Consider the following 13,606-nt stretch of genomic DNA (forward strand, 5'->3'; position numbering starts at 1 on the left):
GCGCCCTTGCCGATTGCGAGTGGAAAATCAGGCCTTGCCGGTCACTTTCAAGGCATAGGCGTAAATGTAGGCGATCTCCTCCAGCCGCGAGAAGCGGCCCGACGCGCCGGCATGGCCGGACTCCATGTTGATCTTGAACAGCACCGGATTGCCGCCTGCCTTGCGTTCACGCAGCCGCGCCACCCATTTCGCCGGCTCCCAATAGGTGACGCGCGGATCGGTCAGGCCCGCCAGCGCCAGGATGGGCGGGTAGTCGTGCCCCGCGACATTGTCATAGGGCGAATAGGCCGCGATCGTCTCGTAGTCGGCGGCTGACGCGATCGGGTTGCCCCATTCCGGCCATTCCGGCGGCGTCAGCGGCAGGCTGGCGTCGAGCATGGTGGTGAGCACGTCGACGAACGGCACCTCCGCGACGATGGCGCCGAAATGTTCCGGCGCCATGTTGGCGACCGCTCCCATCAGCATGCCGCCGGCGGAGCCGCCCTGCGCCACGATGCGGTCGTGTTTTGTGTAGCGCTCGGCGACGAGATGGCTGGCGCAGGCGATGAAATCGGTGAAGGTGTTCAACTTTTTCGCCCGCTTGCCGTCGTCGTACCAGCCATAGCCCTTGTCCTTGCCGCCGCGCACATGCGCGATGGCATAGACGAAGCCGCGGTCGACCAGCGACAGGCAGTTGGTGTTGAAGGCGGAAGGAACGGTGATGCCGTAGGAGCCGTAGCCGTAAAGAAGGCAGGGCGCCGAACCGTCCAGCGGCGTGTCGCGATGATAGAGCAGCGAGATCGGCACCAGCTCGCCATCGGCGGCGGGCGCCATCAGCCGGCGCGTGACATAGTGCTCGGGATCGTGGCCCGAGGGCACTTCCTGCGTCTTCAGGAGCACGCGCTCGCGACTGCGCATATTGTAGTCGAACACCTGCGCCGGGGTCGTCATCGACGAATAGGTGAAGCGCATCACGTCGGTGTCGTATTCGTAGGAACCGGAAAGGCCGAGCGAGAAAGCCTCCTCGTCGAAGGAGATGAAATGCTCCTCGCCGCTGGCGCGCTCGCGCACGACGATGCGCGGCAGGCCGTCCTTGCGCTCGAGCCGCACCATATGATGCTTGAAGCCGAGCACCGAGAGGATCAGCCGGCCTGGCTCGTGCGGCACCAGTTCCTGCCAGTTGGCGCGCACCGGGTTGCCGACCGGCGCGGTCATGATCTTGAAGTCCTTGGCGCCGTCGGCATTGGTCAGGATGAAGAAGATGTCGCCGCCTTCTTCCAGGTCGTATTGCAGGCCGGTCTCGCGCACCGCCACCAGCTTCGGCTCGGCCGATGGATCATTGGCGGGCAGCAGGCGGTATTCCGACGTCTCATGGTCGTTGATGCCGATCATGATCCAGTCGTTGGCGCGCGTGCCGCCGACATCCATGAAGAAGCCCGGATCGGTCTCCTCGTAGATCAGGCGGTCGTTCTCGGGTCTGTCGCCGAGCGCGTGGAAGAACACTTTCGACGGGCGATGGTTGTTGTCGAGACGGGTATAGAAGAAGCCGCCATCGCCGGCGTCCCATACCCCGCCGCCGCCCGTATCCGGGATCTGGTCGGCAAGTTCCGTGGCGCTGGCAAGATCGCGCACGCGCAGCGTAAAGAACTCCGAACCCTTGTCGTCGAAGGCCCACAGCAGCTTCCTGTGGTCGGCCGAATGGTCGACGCCGCCGAGCCTGAAATAGGCTTTGCCCTCGGCTTCCGCGTCGCCGTCGAGCAGGATCTCCTCGGCGCCGCCGTCGCGCGGCGTGCGGAAATAGCGCGGCTGCTCGCCGCCGAGCTTGAATGACGAGCCATAGGCATAGGGGCCATCCTTCATGGGCACCGTCGAGTCATCCTCCTTGATGCGCCCCTTCATCTCGGCAAACAGCTTGCCGCGCAGGTCCGCGGTGCCGGCCATCAGCGCGGCCTGATAGGCGTTCTCGGCCTCGAGATGGGCGCGGATGCGGCCGTCGAGCAGGGAAGGGTCCCGGAACACGGCCTGCCAGTTGTCGGCCCGCATCCAGGCATAGTCGTCGCTGCGGGTGATGCCGTGATGCGTGTCGGAAACCGGGTGTTTCTCAGGGGTCGGTGGGTTGGCGGCCGGGAAGGCGGAAGTCAAGGCGGAAGCTCTGGTCATTACGTCTCGCTGCGGAATTTGCTTGAATGACGAATGAACACGCCGCTCGGCGGCGGTTCAAGGTGGCCTACAGAAGCTAAGTTGAAGGGGGAAAGATGAAATCCTGTGTTTCTACCGCAATGTCTGTTGCCGTCGTCGCGGCAGGTCTGGCTTTTTCCAGCCAGTCTCATGCAACCGTCTTTGCCGCCTGGCAAGTGGCGGGCGTGCCGTTCGGCGATACGCTCACTGCGCGAAAGTATCCGTCCAACGCATCGCAGAAACAGGCGGCGTATCCGAAAGGCACCGTGCTGCAGATGACCGGTCGCTGCACCGGCGGCGTAAACCTGCTCGATATCGCCCGCCAGCCGCAATGGAAGCAGCGCCAGGCGATCCGCTATCGCTGGTGCGAGATCTGGCACGACCCGGCGCAGAATGGCCATTTCGCCACTGGCTGGGTCTACGGCAAATATATCGCGCCTTACTGAGAGACCGGTCGCGCCGCCTTGTCGGGCCCGGCCGGCAAGGCTGCGTCCTTGGGCGCTGTGGCGCACAGGATTCATCGTGCCGGCGCAACAGGCATCCAAGCATTGGCCAAGCATTGAGTGCCGTGTCGAGTGGCCATCGGATGTCTAACATATGCATGACGCAACGTCACGCCATGCTGGTCTGGCCAGAAAAATCTCGCGAAGTTACACGGTGCACGAATTTTTGAAGCTGAATCAGCAATATTTGATGAATATCGGCGAATATAAGTCAACATTCGAATTGACTTACTTGCAATGCGGCGTCATTAAGATAAGGCGATGCGAATCGCAGGCTTTCCTGCATGAAATTCGCGCGATGCCCGATCCCAGAAAAAAGGGCGCAGTTTTAGAAACAACTCTCGTTGGGGCCTTAGCACTATGGAAATCGTCGAAACACCTTCGAAAAACGGTGATGCGCTGATCGAGCTGACCGCCGATGTCGTCGCCGCCTATGTCAGCAACAACCCGGTGCCGGTTGGGGAACTGCCGAACCTCATCGCCGACGTCCATGCAGCGTTGGGCCGCGTCGGAGGCTCGCCGGAGCAGCCGTCGGCCGAGAAGCAGAAGCCGGCCGTCAATCCGAAGCGCTCCGTCCATGACGACTACATCGTCTGCCTTGAGGACGGCAAGAAGTTCAAGTCGCTGAAGCGCCACCTGATGACCCACTACAATCTCACGCCGGAAGAGTACCGCGAGAAGTGGGGCCTGGACGCCAACTATCCGATGGTCGCCCCCAATTACGCGGCCGCCCGCTCACAGCTCGCCAAGAAAATGGGCTTGGGGCGCAAGCGCAAGGGCCGTTGACAGGTCTCAGCTCGTCAAGCAGTTCGACGGCGCCCTCGCGGCGCCGTTTTGCTTTTTGGTGGGAGCGATATCGGCCGGATCAGGCCGTCTGCTTCAACGCCGCTTCGGCGTCGCGCTTGATGCGCTTGACCATCGAGCGCAGGCCGTTGGCGCGCTGTGGCGACAGATGCTCGTCGAGGCCGAGTTCCTTCAGCGTCGCCTCGGCGTCGGTGTTCTGGATTTCGCTTGCATGCCTGCCGGAAAACAGCGCCAGCATGATGGCGACGAGGCCGCGCACGATATGGGCATCCGAATCGCCCTGGAAGCTGATCACCGGGTCGGCGCCCGCTCCCTGCTCGGTGGTGAGCCACACCTGGCTCACGCAGCCAGGCACCTTGTTGGCGGCTGTGCGCTCCTCCTCCGGGAAAGGCGGCAGGCCCTCGCCGAGCTCGATCACATAGCGATAGCGGTCCTCCCACTCGTCGAGCAGGGAAAAGTCGTCGCGGATGGTCTGCATCGGGGTGGTCATTGCCCCGCATATAGTGACCCGGCCCGGCCGCGTCACGGAAAAAGAAAGACGCCGCGGGCGTCGAGAGGTCGGACGGGCCCGCGGCGTTAGAGCAATTCCAGGAAAAGTGCGTAAGCGGTTTTCCGCCCGGAATTGCGCCAAAACGAAAAGAGAGCAATTCCAGGAAAAGTGCGTAGCGGTTTTCTGTCGTTGGGAATTGCGCCAAAACTGAACAGTCGAGCGAACGGCTGAAGAAGGTCTCAGTTCTTTGCCGTCAACATCACCGGAATGTTGACCTTGGCGGGCAGCACGATGTCCTCGGAGACGCTGCCGGTGGTCGTGACGGAGCCATCCGCGACCTTCGCCTCGGCCGCGCCTGCCTGCCCGGACTGCTGGTCGTCGATCATGGCTGCGGCGATCTTGGCCGTTTCCTTGGCGCGAACGGTGATTGTGTACATGGCCGATTTGCCGGTTTCGCAGACATCGGGCTTGCGCTCGCACAGCTCCGCAATGTCGCCGACTGCCTCGCGCGCCGCAAACAGCGCCTGGATCGGTCCGACGCTCTGCTGGCCGTCCTCGCCCGGGCCGACGCCGAGCGGCAGCGCCAGGAGCACCAGCGAGAACCAGAAAGCCATCCTGATCAGAAAGCCCATCTTACTTGCCTCTCATCCGGGATGGATGACGCATCCATCCGTGACGGATCATGCATCCATCGGCATGACCTCTTTTATGGGCACGATAATGGCACGGTCACGCAAAGGACGGCTTGCATCGAAGCCGCGAATTTTCCTCAAATTTTAGGCAAGTTCGAAAGGAATTGGTTTTGAAACGGACTTGTCTCGAATCTCATCGACTTCATTAACTTTACGATAACCATATATCTCATTGTTATTAAACGATTTTATTCATGGTAGATGTTAGCCGGATCGGATTTCGGTCCGTTTTGGCCCAGGCCTCACAGCTAACCCGCCGTTTACCATGGCGCCAACTCGGCGTGCTTTGCCGGCCCGGCATCATAATATTTGCCCTGGGGCGGTCGCCGGCTTTGCCAGCCTTATCCATTCCTTAAACGCTGGATGCGAGTTTCAAGCCAATTGATGAGTCACCTGCCAGGCAGGGCGTTTTTTACCACCGGGTACGCGTGCGTTGAGTTCTATTTCAGCCAGATACGTTCAATTGCCTGGCGCGGTTGCCGCCGGCTGCGAGCGCATGGTTCACCCGACCGTGACGGGTGAGGCCGAACGCCTGCGCCAGCGTCGCTTCATCGGCGTCATGCTCGCCGCGCCCTTTCTTGCCGCGGGTGCCGCGGTCACGCTCGTCACCGCGAGTCTTGGCGCCGCCGTCACGGTAGCGGCGATCTTTGCCGCTTTCGGCCTGTGCTGGTTCGCAGCGCTCCTGGTGGCGGCCACCGGCCACATGGCGCTCGCCGGCCGCATGGCGGTCGCGCTCGGCGGCCTCGCCCTTGCCGGTGTCATCGCGGCGGCGGGCGGATTGGCCTCGCCGGTCACGCTGCTTGCCGTCGCATTGCCGGTCGAAGCCTGGTGGGTCTCGGGGTCGCGGCGCGGCGCGCTGTCGGCAGCAGTGGCGGCGCTTGCCGCCATCGTGCTGCAGCCTTTTGCCGGGCAGTTCCTGCCGCTTGGCGAAATCGCCGCGTGGCATTGGCTGCTGCCGTTGGCCTGGGCGCTGATGCTGGTGCCGCGGGCCGCCGCCTTCGCCAACCCGGCCGGCTTGCGGCTGGCGGAGCCTGCCGGCGATCGTCTCGAGGACGTCATCGACGCTGTCGTGCTGCGCGCCGGCCACCAGGGCGAAGTGCTCGACGCGTCCGCCAGGGCGCGGGCGACCCTCAAATTGGCGCCGGAGCTGCTGCTCGGCACCGGCCTTTTCGATCGCGTCCACCTTTCCGATCGCGTCGCCTATCTCACCGCTTTGGCCGACATGCGCGAGGGCGCGCCGAAGCGCCGGCTTGATCTGCGCATCCGCTTGCCGCGCGAGGGGTCTGGCGCGGCCGACAATTTCCGCCCGTTCAGCCTCGAGCTGCTGCGCGGCGAGGTCGACCGCGACGTCTTCACCCTGGTCCTGCGCGAAAACGACGATGTCGCGGCGCTGCGCGAGGAGCTTGCGGAAGCGCGGGACGCGGCCGCGGCCGCCGAAGTGGCCAAGGGCCGCTTCCTGGCGGTGGTCAGCCACGAGCTGCGCACGCCGCTCAACGCCATCATCGGCTTTTCCGACATGCTGCTGCATGAGATGTTCGGCGCCTTCAGGGATCCGCGCCAGAAGGAATATGTCGGCCTGGTGAGGGAATCCGGCCAGCATCTCCTGTCCGTGGTCACCTCGATCCTCGATGTCTCGCGCATCGAGGCGGGCGCCTACGCGACCGAGCTGGAGCCGTTCCGCTTCGTCGAGGCCGTCGACATGTGCCGTTCGATGATGCGGCCGCTGGCCGACGCCAAGAGCATAGTTCTTGCCACGCAGATCGCCCCGGATGCGGGCGAGATCAATGCCGACCGCCGCGCCATACAGCAAATCCTGATCAATCTCGCCTCGAACGCGGTGAAGTTCACGCCGGATGGCGGCTCAGTGGTGATCGGCGCCAAGCGCGTCGGCTCGCGCCTGCATTTCTGGGTGAGCGACACCGGCATCGGCATCGCCGAGGAGGACATGGCCAATCTTGGTAAGCCGTTCATGCAGATCCAGAACGACTACACGCGCCGTTTCGAGGGAACCGGGCTCGGCCTGTCGCTGGTCAAGGGTCTCGTGGCGCTGCACGAAGGCACGATGTCGATCGAGAGCGCGCCGGGAGAGGGCACCACGGTGACGATCGGCCTGCCGGTGAACGGGCCGAAGCGGCGTTCCGGCGCGCCATCCGGCGTGCTGGCCATGCCGGCGGCCAAGCCGAAGGGGGATGCAGATGGGGAGAGGAATGGCTCGCTCCGCAAAACGGCCTAAGGTGGTCGAACCCGAGCGCGGGGTCCTTGCCGAGGGCGCGGTGGCCGTCGGTCAGCTGATCGCGAGCAATCCGGTTCTGGTCGGCGGTTCGACCGCCTTCCTGGTGACGCTGTTCTATGTCTCGGCCAACGCGCTCTGGTATCAGCCTTTTCCGCACACCAGCGCTTTCTTCGCCACCCGAAGCATCGTGAATTTCCCGCATACCGTCTCCGACGAACCGGAAACCACCATCAACATCGTGCGTCAGGCGCCTGTGCAGCCTGCGCCCAAGCCGGATCCGGTCGTCCAGCAGGTGCAGGGCATTCTGAAGGATCTCAGCTTCTACGACGGCACGGTCGATGGTCTCACCGGGCCGGCCACGCGCAAGGCCATCCAGGCCTATCAGTTGAAAGTCGGGCTGCCGGGCTCGGGCGAGATCGACACGGCGCTGCTCGACCAGCTTGGCGCCCGCCAGACCACGGCTGCCATCCCGCACCCGGCGCCGCGCCCGACCGACACGGCGGCCGCAACGCCGTCGGCCAAGCCATCGGTCATTCCGGTCTCGGCGCCGGCCGGCGACCCCACATTGTCTCCCGACGCCCGCATCGTCAGGATCCAGGCCGGCCTTAAGGCTTTCGGCAACAATGACATGCAGCTCGACGGCAAGGTCGGCGCCCGCACCAAATCCGCGATCAAGGAATTCCAGGCCCTCTTCGGCCTGCCCGAAACCGGCGAGCCGGACGAGGCCGTCTACGTCAAGATGCGCGAGATCGGCCTGACCAACTGAGCGTCGGCGTCCGAAAACTGGGTTACTCGAGCCAATGCTCGGGATCTCGCATCCCATGAACAATTGCTACTGCTAAGAGGCCGTAGTCCATGGGCTCGTAGATAACGACGTATCGACCCTCTAAGAGGACACGTGCAGTGGCGCTCAACTCTGGCCGGGCAACACCCATCTTTGGATGATTGCAGGCGAGTTCCAGCTTGTCGAAAATTCGCCCGATGAGGCTGTCCGCCGCCCGTTCGTTGTCGGTCGCAATACGGCGCCAGATGTTCTTGAGGTCTTGTTCCGCGCGAGGTGTAAGTCGGTAGCTAGCCACGTTCCGTGCGCTCGGCTTTCAGAGCGCGGAGGAAGGCGCGGCGATCGACTTCCTGGCCTTCGCCACTCGCCATTCCTTCGTCGTAGGCCTGCTTCATTTGTGCGAGTTCTAGCACGCGAAGCTCCTCGCGGTGCTCCCACAGCCTGAGGGCCTCTCTGACGATTTCGCTGTTCGAGGCATAGTCGCCACTCTCGACCGCATTCTGCAAACGGGCGGCCTGCTTCGGCGTTAGCGATATCGTGAGCGTGCGCATTGCTTGGCTTTTCATCACTCATTTATAGCGTTTCTCACAAATCCTAACAAGATTTGTTAAAAAAGCCTTCTCTCGCACCAAGCGCTCGCGTGCATAGCTGAATCTCGCTAGACAACCTGAATGCCATCCGGAACCTTGCCATGCGCGTGACCACCGATCTCTGGGTCTCGGCCCTTGTCCGCCGCGTCTTCGGCGCCGGCGGCTTTGCCGCTATCGTCAAGCGCGGCGCGACCGAAGCGGGCGCCGTCTTCGTGCTGTCGCGCGGGCGTCTGGGGGAGGTGACCTTCTACGGGCCAGCACCGCAGACCAGCTACGATTCGGCCAAGCCCGACGATCGCTTCTTCGCCGTGCTCGGTACGAGCGATGACAGCTCGGCCTTCGATGCGCGGCTGGAGCGGGAGAAGAAATTCGATCCCGACATCTGGGTGGTCGAGATCGAGTGCGGGACCGTTCCCGCCGAGGAGCTGCTTTCCGTGAAGGCGGAGTGACCGCGTCAGGACGCCCTGAGGCCGGCGCTCGCCCCGTCGCTGTTCGAGGCTTCGCGGCTCTCCATGTCCACCGCATCGGCAGCATTGCCGCGGATCGCCCGTGAAAGCGCCTCGGCCTTCCAGGCGCGCACCTTGTCGAGCGCCGCCTCACGATGCAGCAGCCGATAGCGGTCGAGGAACAGGCGGATCGCCTGCGGATGCGGGAACTCGCCGGGATAGACCGCGACCGCGATCAGGAATGCCCTGTCTTCGCTGAGGTCGAGGGCCCGCAACGCCGCAAGCAATGCGGCATAGCTCGACTGCGCGGTCACCGAGCGGGCCGTCGCGAAGTCGATCTCCAGAGCGTCGGCCAACGCGGTCTGGAAGAAGGCCGCGTTCCCTGTCAGCGCCGTCTCACGCAACTTCACGTAGGCCGGCTGGCCGAGGAAGGTGTTGATGTCTGCGGTGTCACCGGTCGGGCGCATCATCGAACGCAGGCGGCGCCGCGCGTTCTCCGTAGCTTCGCCGGGCGCTGGGCGGTCGGCGTCCGCCTTGGCCTTGGCCTCCGGTTTCGGCGCAAGCCTAGTCACCGTCTCCGGCGGCCGCGTCTTGACCAGCGTCGGTCTTTCCAGCGCGCGGATCAGGTCGGCGATCGTCGGGTTGAGCTCCTTGCGGCGCGCAATGGCGCGTGCGTGCGGCAGCCCATGCCGGCCGATCAGCGCGATCAGATCGATGTCGCTCAGCGCGTCGGAGCGGGCGAGCAGGGGCGCTGCGATCTCGACCGGCTCTTCAGCCAGCCGCCGCACCAGGGCTGTCGGCGCGTAGTCGCATTCGGAAAGGGCGGCGGCGACATAGCGGCGCGACTCGACCGAGACCTCGTCGAACAGCGGCAGCGTCAGGTCCTCGAGCTGGGCGATCTCGCGGCGCGAAGGGCGCGTCAGCGAGCAGAAGGCGGACACGGCGGCGCGGAACAGCCTTTCGGCCTTTCCCGCTTCGGTCCGGATAGCGATTTGCCTGAAATCCGAAGATGACACGGAGGATACGCCCGATACTCGACACCATCCCGAACCCACGCAATCCGGCCCGGCCGGTTTCGCAACTCCAGGAAAAACAAACATCAAATTAGCCGCGATCCGTTAGCGCTCCGTTAACCCTCTAGCCCCCTTAATCAACTTTGGAGGCGTTGCGTTGTTGCTCCGGTCAAACCGAGAGGGAATGCGCGAACCATGGGCATGGTCCTGTCTTTTGTGCCGCGAGCGGCACCTGTAAATCGAGCAAGTCACGACACCAATACGGCGGCGGCGGTCATCATTTTCCCCGGCGTCCGTTATGAGTTGCATCCGCAGGCCGATGAGGCGCGGCGCGGTGATGGCGGTTCCGACAGGCCGCGCTCTCCGCCACCTGCCAAGCCGCATCACTGAATGGCTCGCCTTCCTCAGTAGTCCTGCAATTCGCAGGCGCTCTGATCGAGGAAGCGTGACACGATTGGCTTCCAGCTCTCGTCCGGCACGAAGGCGCGGACGACGAAGATGCCTTCCTCGATCGGCGCCTCGACGAAGATCGCGCCCTGCAGATCCTCCGGAAGGTCGCGCCGCACGTCGATCATCTGCGCCGGCGTCAGCACCACGGCATCGAGCTTCTCGCCATTGGCGTTGTGATCGTTGAAGGAATAGATGTTGTGGCCGTTGCGGTCATAGACCGAGGCCGACCAGAACGGCACGTCGCCAGGCGCCCTGATCCGGACCAGCCCGTCCGTGAGATCGAATCGGCAGGCGGCGGCATAAAACAGGGGGTCGACCGATTTCACCACCGGCGCGCCGCCGGCCTCGGCGTCGAGCCGCGTCATCTTGTAGAGGTCCGAAGCCATCGCCAGCCGCGACCAGGCATCGCGTTCGGAAAATTCCGGCACCAGGAACAGCACGACGATGTGCACGATGCCGGCGCCGAGCAGGCCAAGGATCAGGGCGTGCAGCAGGCTACGCATTGCAGCCCGCCTTCAGGATGCGCGGCAGCGTGACGTCCGAGAGGCCGGTGCTCGAGGCGATCGGCGTGTCATAGAAGGTCAGCACGAAATACATCTTGCCGGAGCCGCCGGTCAGCAGCCAATTGCCGGGAGCCGGGCGATTGCCGACGGAGATGACGACGGAATTGTCGGGCCGGCGCAGCACTTCGTAGGATTGCAGCGCCGACCGCCTCGCCTTGCCCGTGTCGATCACGCCAAGCGACTGGTCGGCGGCATACAGCGTCCAGAAGCGGGCGGTGGGATAACCGCCTTCGATCGTGTAGGCGCATTCGCGCTTCAGCGGCTCGCCGGCATCGTCGCGCTCGGCGACGAAGGCATGCCCCTCGGCCTGGCCGAGCGCCAGCACGCCCTCGCGTGCCACGCGTGCCTTGGAGTAGGGGTCGGCGGCTAAAGTCCCGACTTCGGGGAAAGCGGTCCATTGGCCGATGCGGATCGCGCCGACGCCGTCCTGCGCGTTGAGCGCATACCAGACGCTGTAGCCGCCGAGCCCGATGGCCATGGCAAGCGAAAGCAGCGTCAGGATGGCGTTCTTGAGCATGAGAGCCGCAAACAGAGGAGGTTGCCCGGGATATCGCGACGCGGGGTGCCGTGGCAAGCCGGCTTCACGACACGGCGGTCTTAAAGCGCCGAAAGCGTCTCCGGCAGAGCGGGCGCATTGAGCACCGGCGCGGCCTGGAAAGTCTTGGTCATGTCGCGCAGCGTCTGGCTGGTGCGGCTGGAAAGCACTGGCGGGCGTTCGGCTTCGGCCTGCGCCGCCGCCGCGTCGGCTTCCTTCTTGGCCGCTTCCTCGGCCTTGGCCGCGACCTCCGGATCGATGAATGGATGATCGAGGCCGGGGATCGGCTTCAGGTCGATATTCTGGTGCGCGTAGACCATCAGCCGCTGCCAGACCATCGCCGGCAGCGAACCGCCGGTCATCTTGTTGGTCGCGGTGAAGTCGTCATTGCCCAGCCAGACGGCGGCCGTGTAATTGCCGGTGAAGCCGACGAACCAGGCGTCACGATAGGATTGCGTCGTGCCGGTCTTGCCGGCGACGACGATGTTGGGCAACTGCGCGCGCCGCGCCGTGCCGATCACCGGCACCGCCGCCAGCATCGTATTCATGTATTTCAGCGCCTTTTCCGACAGCACGCGGTGCGGCGGCGGCGCATCCTTGGCCCAGTCATAGACCACCTCGCCGGTGCGGGTGACAAGCTGGGTGATGCCGTGGCGTGAGCCTACGAAGCCGTTCTGGGCAAAGACGCTGTAGCCCGTCGCCTGGTCCATCACCGTCATGCCCGATGTGCCGAGCACCATGGTCTTATGCGCTTCCAATGGTGATTCCACGCCCATCGATTCCGCCATCGCCTTGATCGGACCGATGCCCAGGTAATCCTTGGCGAGCCGCACCGGCACGGTGTTGATCGACTTGGCGATCGCTGTGAGCAGCGTGACATTGCCGGCTGACCCGCCGCTGTAATTGTGCGGCGACCAATTGCCCCAGCTGACCGCGCCGCCCGAGACCACCGAATCCGGGGTGAAGCCGTGCTCCATGGCGGTGGCGTAGACATAGGGCTTGAACGACGACCCGGTCTGGCGCAGCGCCTTGGTGGCGCGGTTGAACTGGCTGGCGCCGTAATCGCGGCCGCCGACGATGGCCCGCACCGCGCCGTTGGTCTCGATCACCACCACCGCGCCTTCGGTGACGTTGTATTCCTTGCCGAACTGGCGAAGATGGAACTCGACCGACTCTTCCGCCGCCTTCTGGATGTTGGCGTCGAAAGTGGTGTGGGCGACCAGCGAGTGCTGGCCTGGCTTGGCGATCTTCTTGACCTCGTCGAACGCCCAGTCGAGGAAATAATCCGGGCTCTTCAGCTCGCCGCGGTCGACGACGTCGGCCGGATGCAGCCGCGCCTGCAGCACCTGGCCCTCAGTCATGAAACCGGCGTCGACAAGGTTGGACAGCACGACATTGGCGCGGGCGCGGGCCGCCGGCAGGTTGATATGCGGGGCGTATTTGGTCGGCGCCTTGAACAGGCCGGCCAGCATCGCCGCCTCGGCAAGGCTCAGGTCCTTGACGCTCTTGCCGAAATAGAAATCCGCCGCCGCCTCGATGCCGAAGGTGCCGCCACCCATATAGGCGCGGTCGAGATAGAGTTGCAGGATCTCTTTCTTGGAAAGGTTCGCTTCCAGCCATAGCGACAGGAAAGCTTCCTTGATCTTGCGCTCGAAGGTGCGCTCGTTGGACAGGAACAGGTTCTTGGCAAGCTGCTGCGTGATGCTGGAGCCGCCCTGGACCACGGAATTGGCGCGCACATTCTCGAAGATCGCGCGCGACAGGCCGAGCACATCGATGCCGTAATGCTCGAAGAAGCGCCGGTCCTCGGTCGCCAGCACCGCCTTGATGACGATGTCCGGCATCTCGTCGACCGGCACGGAATCGCGCTGGATGATGCCGCGCTGGCCGATTTCATTGCCGTAGCGATCGAGGAAGGTCACGGCGAAGTCGCCCTGGCTGCGCCAGTCGCCGGCGGTGATGTCGAAGGCGGGCATGGCGAGCGCTAGCAGCACCACGAAGCCGCCGGCGCCCATGGTGAAGCCTTCGCTCAGCACCTCGATGATGGCGCGGCGCCAGCCATGCACGCGGAAACGACGGGAAAAGATGGTCGCCGCTTCCCAGAATTCGCGCGCCTTGAAACCGATCTCGTACAGCGAGGAATCGAGCCAGGCGTCCACGGCGAGCAGCGCCGACGCGATCCGGCCTCTTCTCTTGCTTGGTTTCGAAGGACTCGCCATTCCAGACTTCCGCCCCAATGCACTTTCGCCCGGAAACTGCATGGGCAGTTCCGAGCGCCACCCCTGCAAGACTAATCGACCATTTTAGCACTGCTCACAAGGGCAGCGAAGCAACAGCACAAGCTTTGTT

15 protein-coding genes are annotated in these 13,606 nt (G+C 64.0%); 6 read left to right on the forward strand and 9 right to left on the reverse strand.

Going from position 1 to position 13,606, the window contains the following annotated elements; all coding sequences use genetic code 11:
• Positions 1 to 27: 27 nt before the first annotated feature.
• Positions 28 to 2,139, reverse strand: coding sequence for a S9 family peptidase (locus RFM52_RS23010; RefSeq protein ID WP_320294899.1), 2,112 nt, complete (start codon positions 2,137 to 2,139; stop codon positions 28 to 30).
• A 119-nt stretch (positions 2,140 to 2,258) separates the two neighbouring features.
• On the opposite strand from RFM52_RS23010, the gene RFM52_RS23015 reads away from it, so the two are divergent.
• The 3 genes from RFM52_RS23015 to RFM52_RS23025 all read left to right on the forward strand — a co-directional run bounded on the left by RFM52_RS23015 (position 2,259) and on the right by RFM52_RS23025 (position 3,446).
• On the forward strand, positions 2,259 to 2,603 hold the full coding sequence (locus RFM52_RS23015) for an SH3 domain-containing protein (RefSeq protein ID WP_320294900.1): 345 nt from the start codon (positions 2,259 to 2,261) through the stop codon (positions 2,601 to 2,603).
• 151 nt (positions 2,604 to 2,754) lie between these two features.
• Positions 2,755 to 3,063: a hypothetical protein gene (locus tag RFM52_RS23020; protein ID WP_320294901.1), complete on the forward strand. Its 309-nt coding sequence runs from the start codon at positions 2,755 to 2,757 to the stop codon at positions 3,061 to 3,063.
• Complete coding sequence (locus RFM52_RS23025; protein WP_027164827.1) at positions 3,021 to 3,446, forward strand: Ros/MucR family transcriptional regulator; 426 nt, start codon at positions 3,021 to 3,023, stop codon at positions 3,444 to 3,446. Before RFM52_RS23020 ends, RFM52_RS23025 begins: the two co-directional genes overlap by 43 nt.
• 79 nt (positions 3,447 to 3,525) lie before the next feature.
• Here the strand turns inward: RFM52_RS23025 and RFM52_RS23030 are convergent, their stop codons facing one another.
• Both RFM52_RS23030 and RFM52_RS23035 read right to left on the reverse strand, forming a co-directional pair.
• Positions 3,526 to 3,954: a SufE family protein gene (locus RFM52_RS23030; protein ID WP_320294902.1), complete on the reverse strand. Its 429-nt coding sequence runs from the start codon at positions 3,952 to 3,954 to the stop codon at positions 3,526 to 3,528.
• Between the two features lie 239 nt (positions 3,955 to 4,193).
• Positions 4,194 to 4,586, reverse strand: a complete 393-nt coding sequence (locus tag RFM52_RS23035; protein WP_320294903.1) for a DUF5330 domain-containing protein — start codon at positions 4,584 to 4,586, stop codon at positions 4,194 to 4,196.
• Positions 4,587 to 5,142: 556 nt separating this feature from the next.
• Between RFM52_RS23035 and RFM52_RS23040 the strand changes: the two genes are divergently transcribed.
• Both RFM52_RS23040 and RFM52_RS23045 read left to right on the forward strand, forming a co-directional pair.
• The gene (locus RFM52_RS23040) at positions 5,143 to 6,879 is read left to right on the forward strand and encodes a sensor histidine kinase (RefSeq protein WP_320295039.1); all 1,737 of its coding nucleotides are present in this window, start codon (positions 5,143 to 5,145) and stop codon (positions 6,877 to 6,879) included.
• A complete protein-coding gene (locus RFM52_RS23045) occupies positions 6,854 to 7,645 on the forward strand; it encodes a peptidoglycan-binding domain-containing protein (protein WP_320294904.1) in 792 nt (263 codons plus the stop codon). The genes RFM52_RS23040 and RFM52_RS23045 overlap by 26 nt, the downstream gene beginning before the upstream one ends.
• Before the next feature lie 22 nt (positions 7,646 to 7,667).
• On the opposite strand, the gene RFM52_RS23050 is transcribed toward RFM52_RS23045, so the two are convergent.
• Positions 7,668 to 7,958, reverse strand: a complete 291-nt coding sequence (locus RFM52_RS23050) for a type II toxin-antitoxin system RelE/ParE family toxin (RefSeq protein WP_320294905.1) — start codon at positions 7,956 to 7,958, stop codon at positions 7,668 to 7,670.
• A complete protein-coding gene (locus RFM52_RS23055; protein WP_320294906.1) occupies positions 7,951 to 8,211 on the reverse strand; it encodes a type II toxin-antitoxin system ParD family antitoxin in 261 nt (86 codons plus the stop codon). Before RFM52_RS23055 ends, RFM52_RS23050 begins: the two co-directional genes overlap by 8 nt.
• 140 nt (positions 8,212 to 8,351) lie before the next feature.
• Here RFM52_RS23055 and RFM52_RS23060 point away from each other — a divergent pair, with 140 nt between their 5' ends.
• Positions 8,352 to 8,699 (forward strand): DUF1491 family protein, encoded by a 348-nt coding sequence (locus tag RFM52_RS23060; RefSeq protein ID WP_320294907.1) that lies wholly within the window; start codon positions 8,352 to 8,354, stop codon positions 8,697 to 8,699.
• A 5-nt stretch (positions 8,700 to 8,704) separates the two neighbouring features.
• On the opposite strand, the gene RFM52_RS23065 is transcribed toward RFM52_RS23060, so the two are convergent.
• The 4 genes from RFM52_RS23065 to RFM52_RS23080 all read right to left on the reverse strand — a co-directional run bounded on the left by RFM52_RS23065 (position 8,705) and on the right by RFM52_RS23080 (position 13,476).
• On the reverse strand, positions 8,705 to 9,712 hold the full coding sequence (locus RFM52_RS23065; protein ID WP_320294908.1) for a DUF2336 domain-containing protein: 1,008 nt from the start codon (positions 9,710 to 9,712) through the stop codon (positions 8,705 to 8,707).
• Between the two features lie 401 nt (positions 9,713 to 10,113).
• Entirely contained in the window at positions 10,114 to 10,662 is a 549-nt protein-coding gene (locus RFM52_RS23070; RefSeq protein WP_320294909.1) for a DUF1254 domain-containing protein, read from the reverse strand.
• Positions 10,655 to 11,239 (reverse strand): DUF1214 domain-containing protein, encoded by a 585-nt coding sequence (locus tag RFM52_RS23075; RefSeq protein WP_320294910.1) that lies wholly within the window; start codon positions 11,237 to 11,239, stop codon positions 10,655 to 10,657. Before RFM52_RS23075 ends, RFM52_RS23070 begins: the two co-directional genes overlap by 8 nt.
• An 80-nt stretch (positions 11,240 to 11,319) precedes the next feature.
• Positions 11,320 to 13,476, reverse strand: coding sequence for a transglycosylase domain-containing protein (locus RFM52_RS23080; protein ID WP_320294911.1), 2,157 nt, complete (start codon positions 13,474 to 13,476; stop codon positions 11,320 to 11,322).
• Positions 13,477 to 13,606 lie beyond the last annotated feature (130 nt).

The organism is Mesorhizobium humile (assembly GCF_033977215.1).
Classification (GTDB): domain Bacteria; phylum Pseudomonadota; class Alphaproteobacteria; order Rhizobiales; family Rhizobiaceae; genus Mesorhizobium; species Mesorhizobium humile.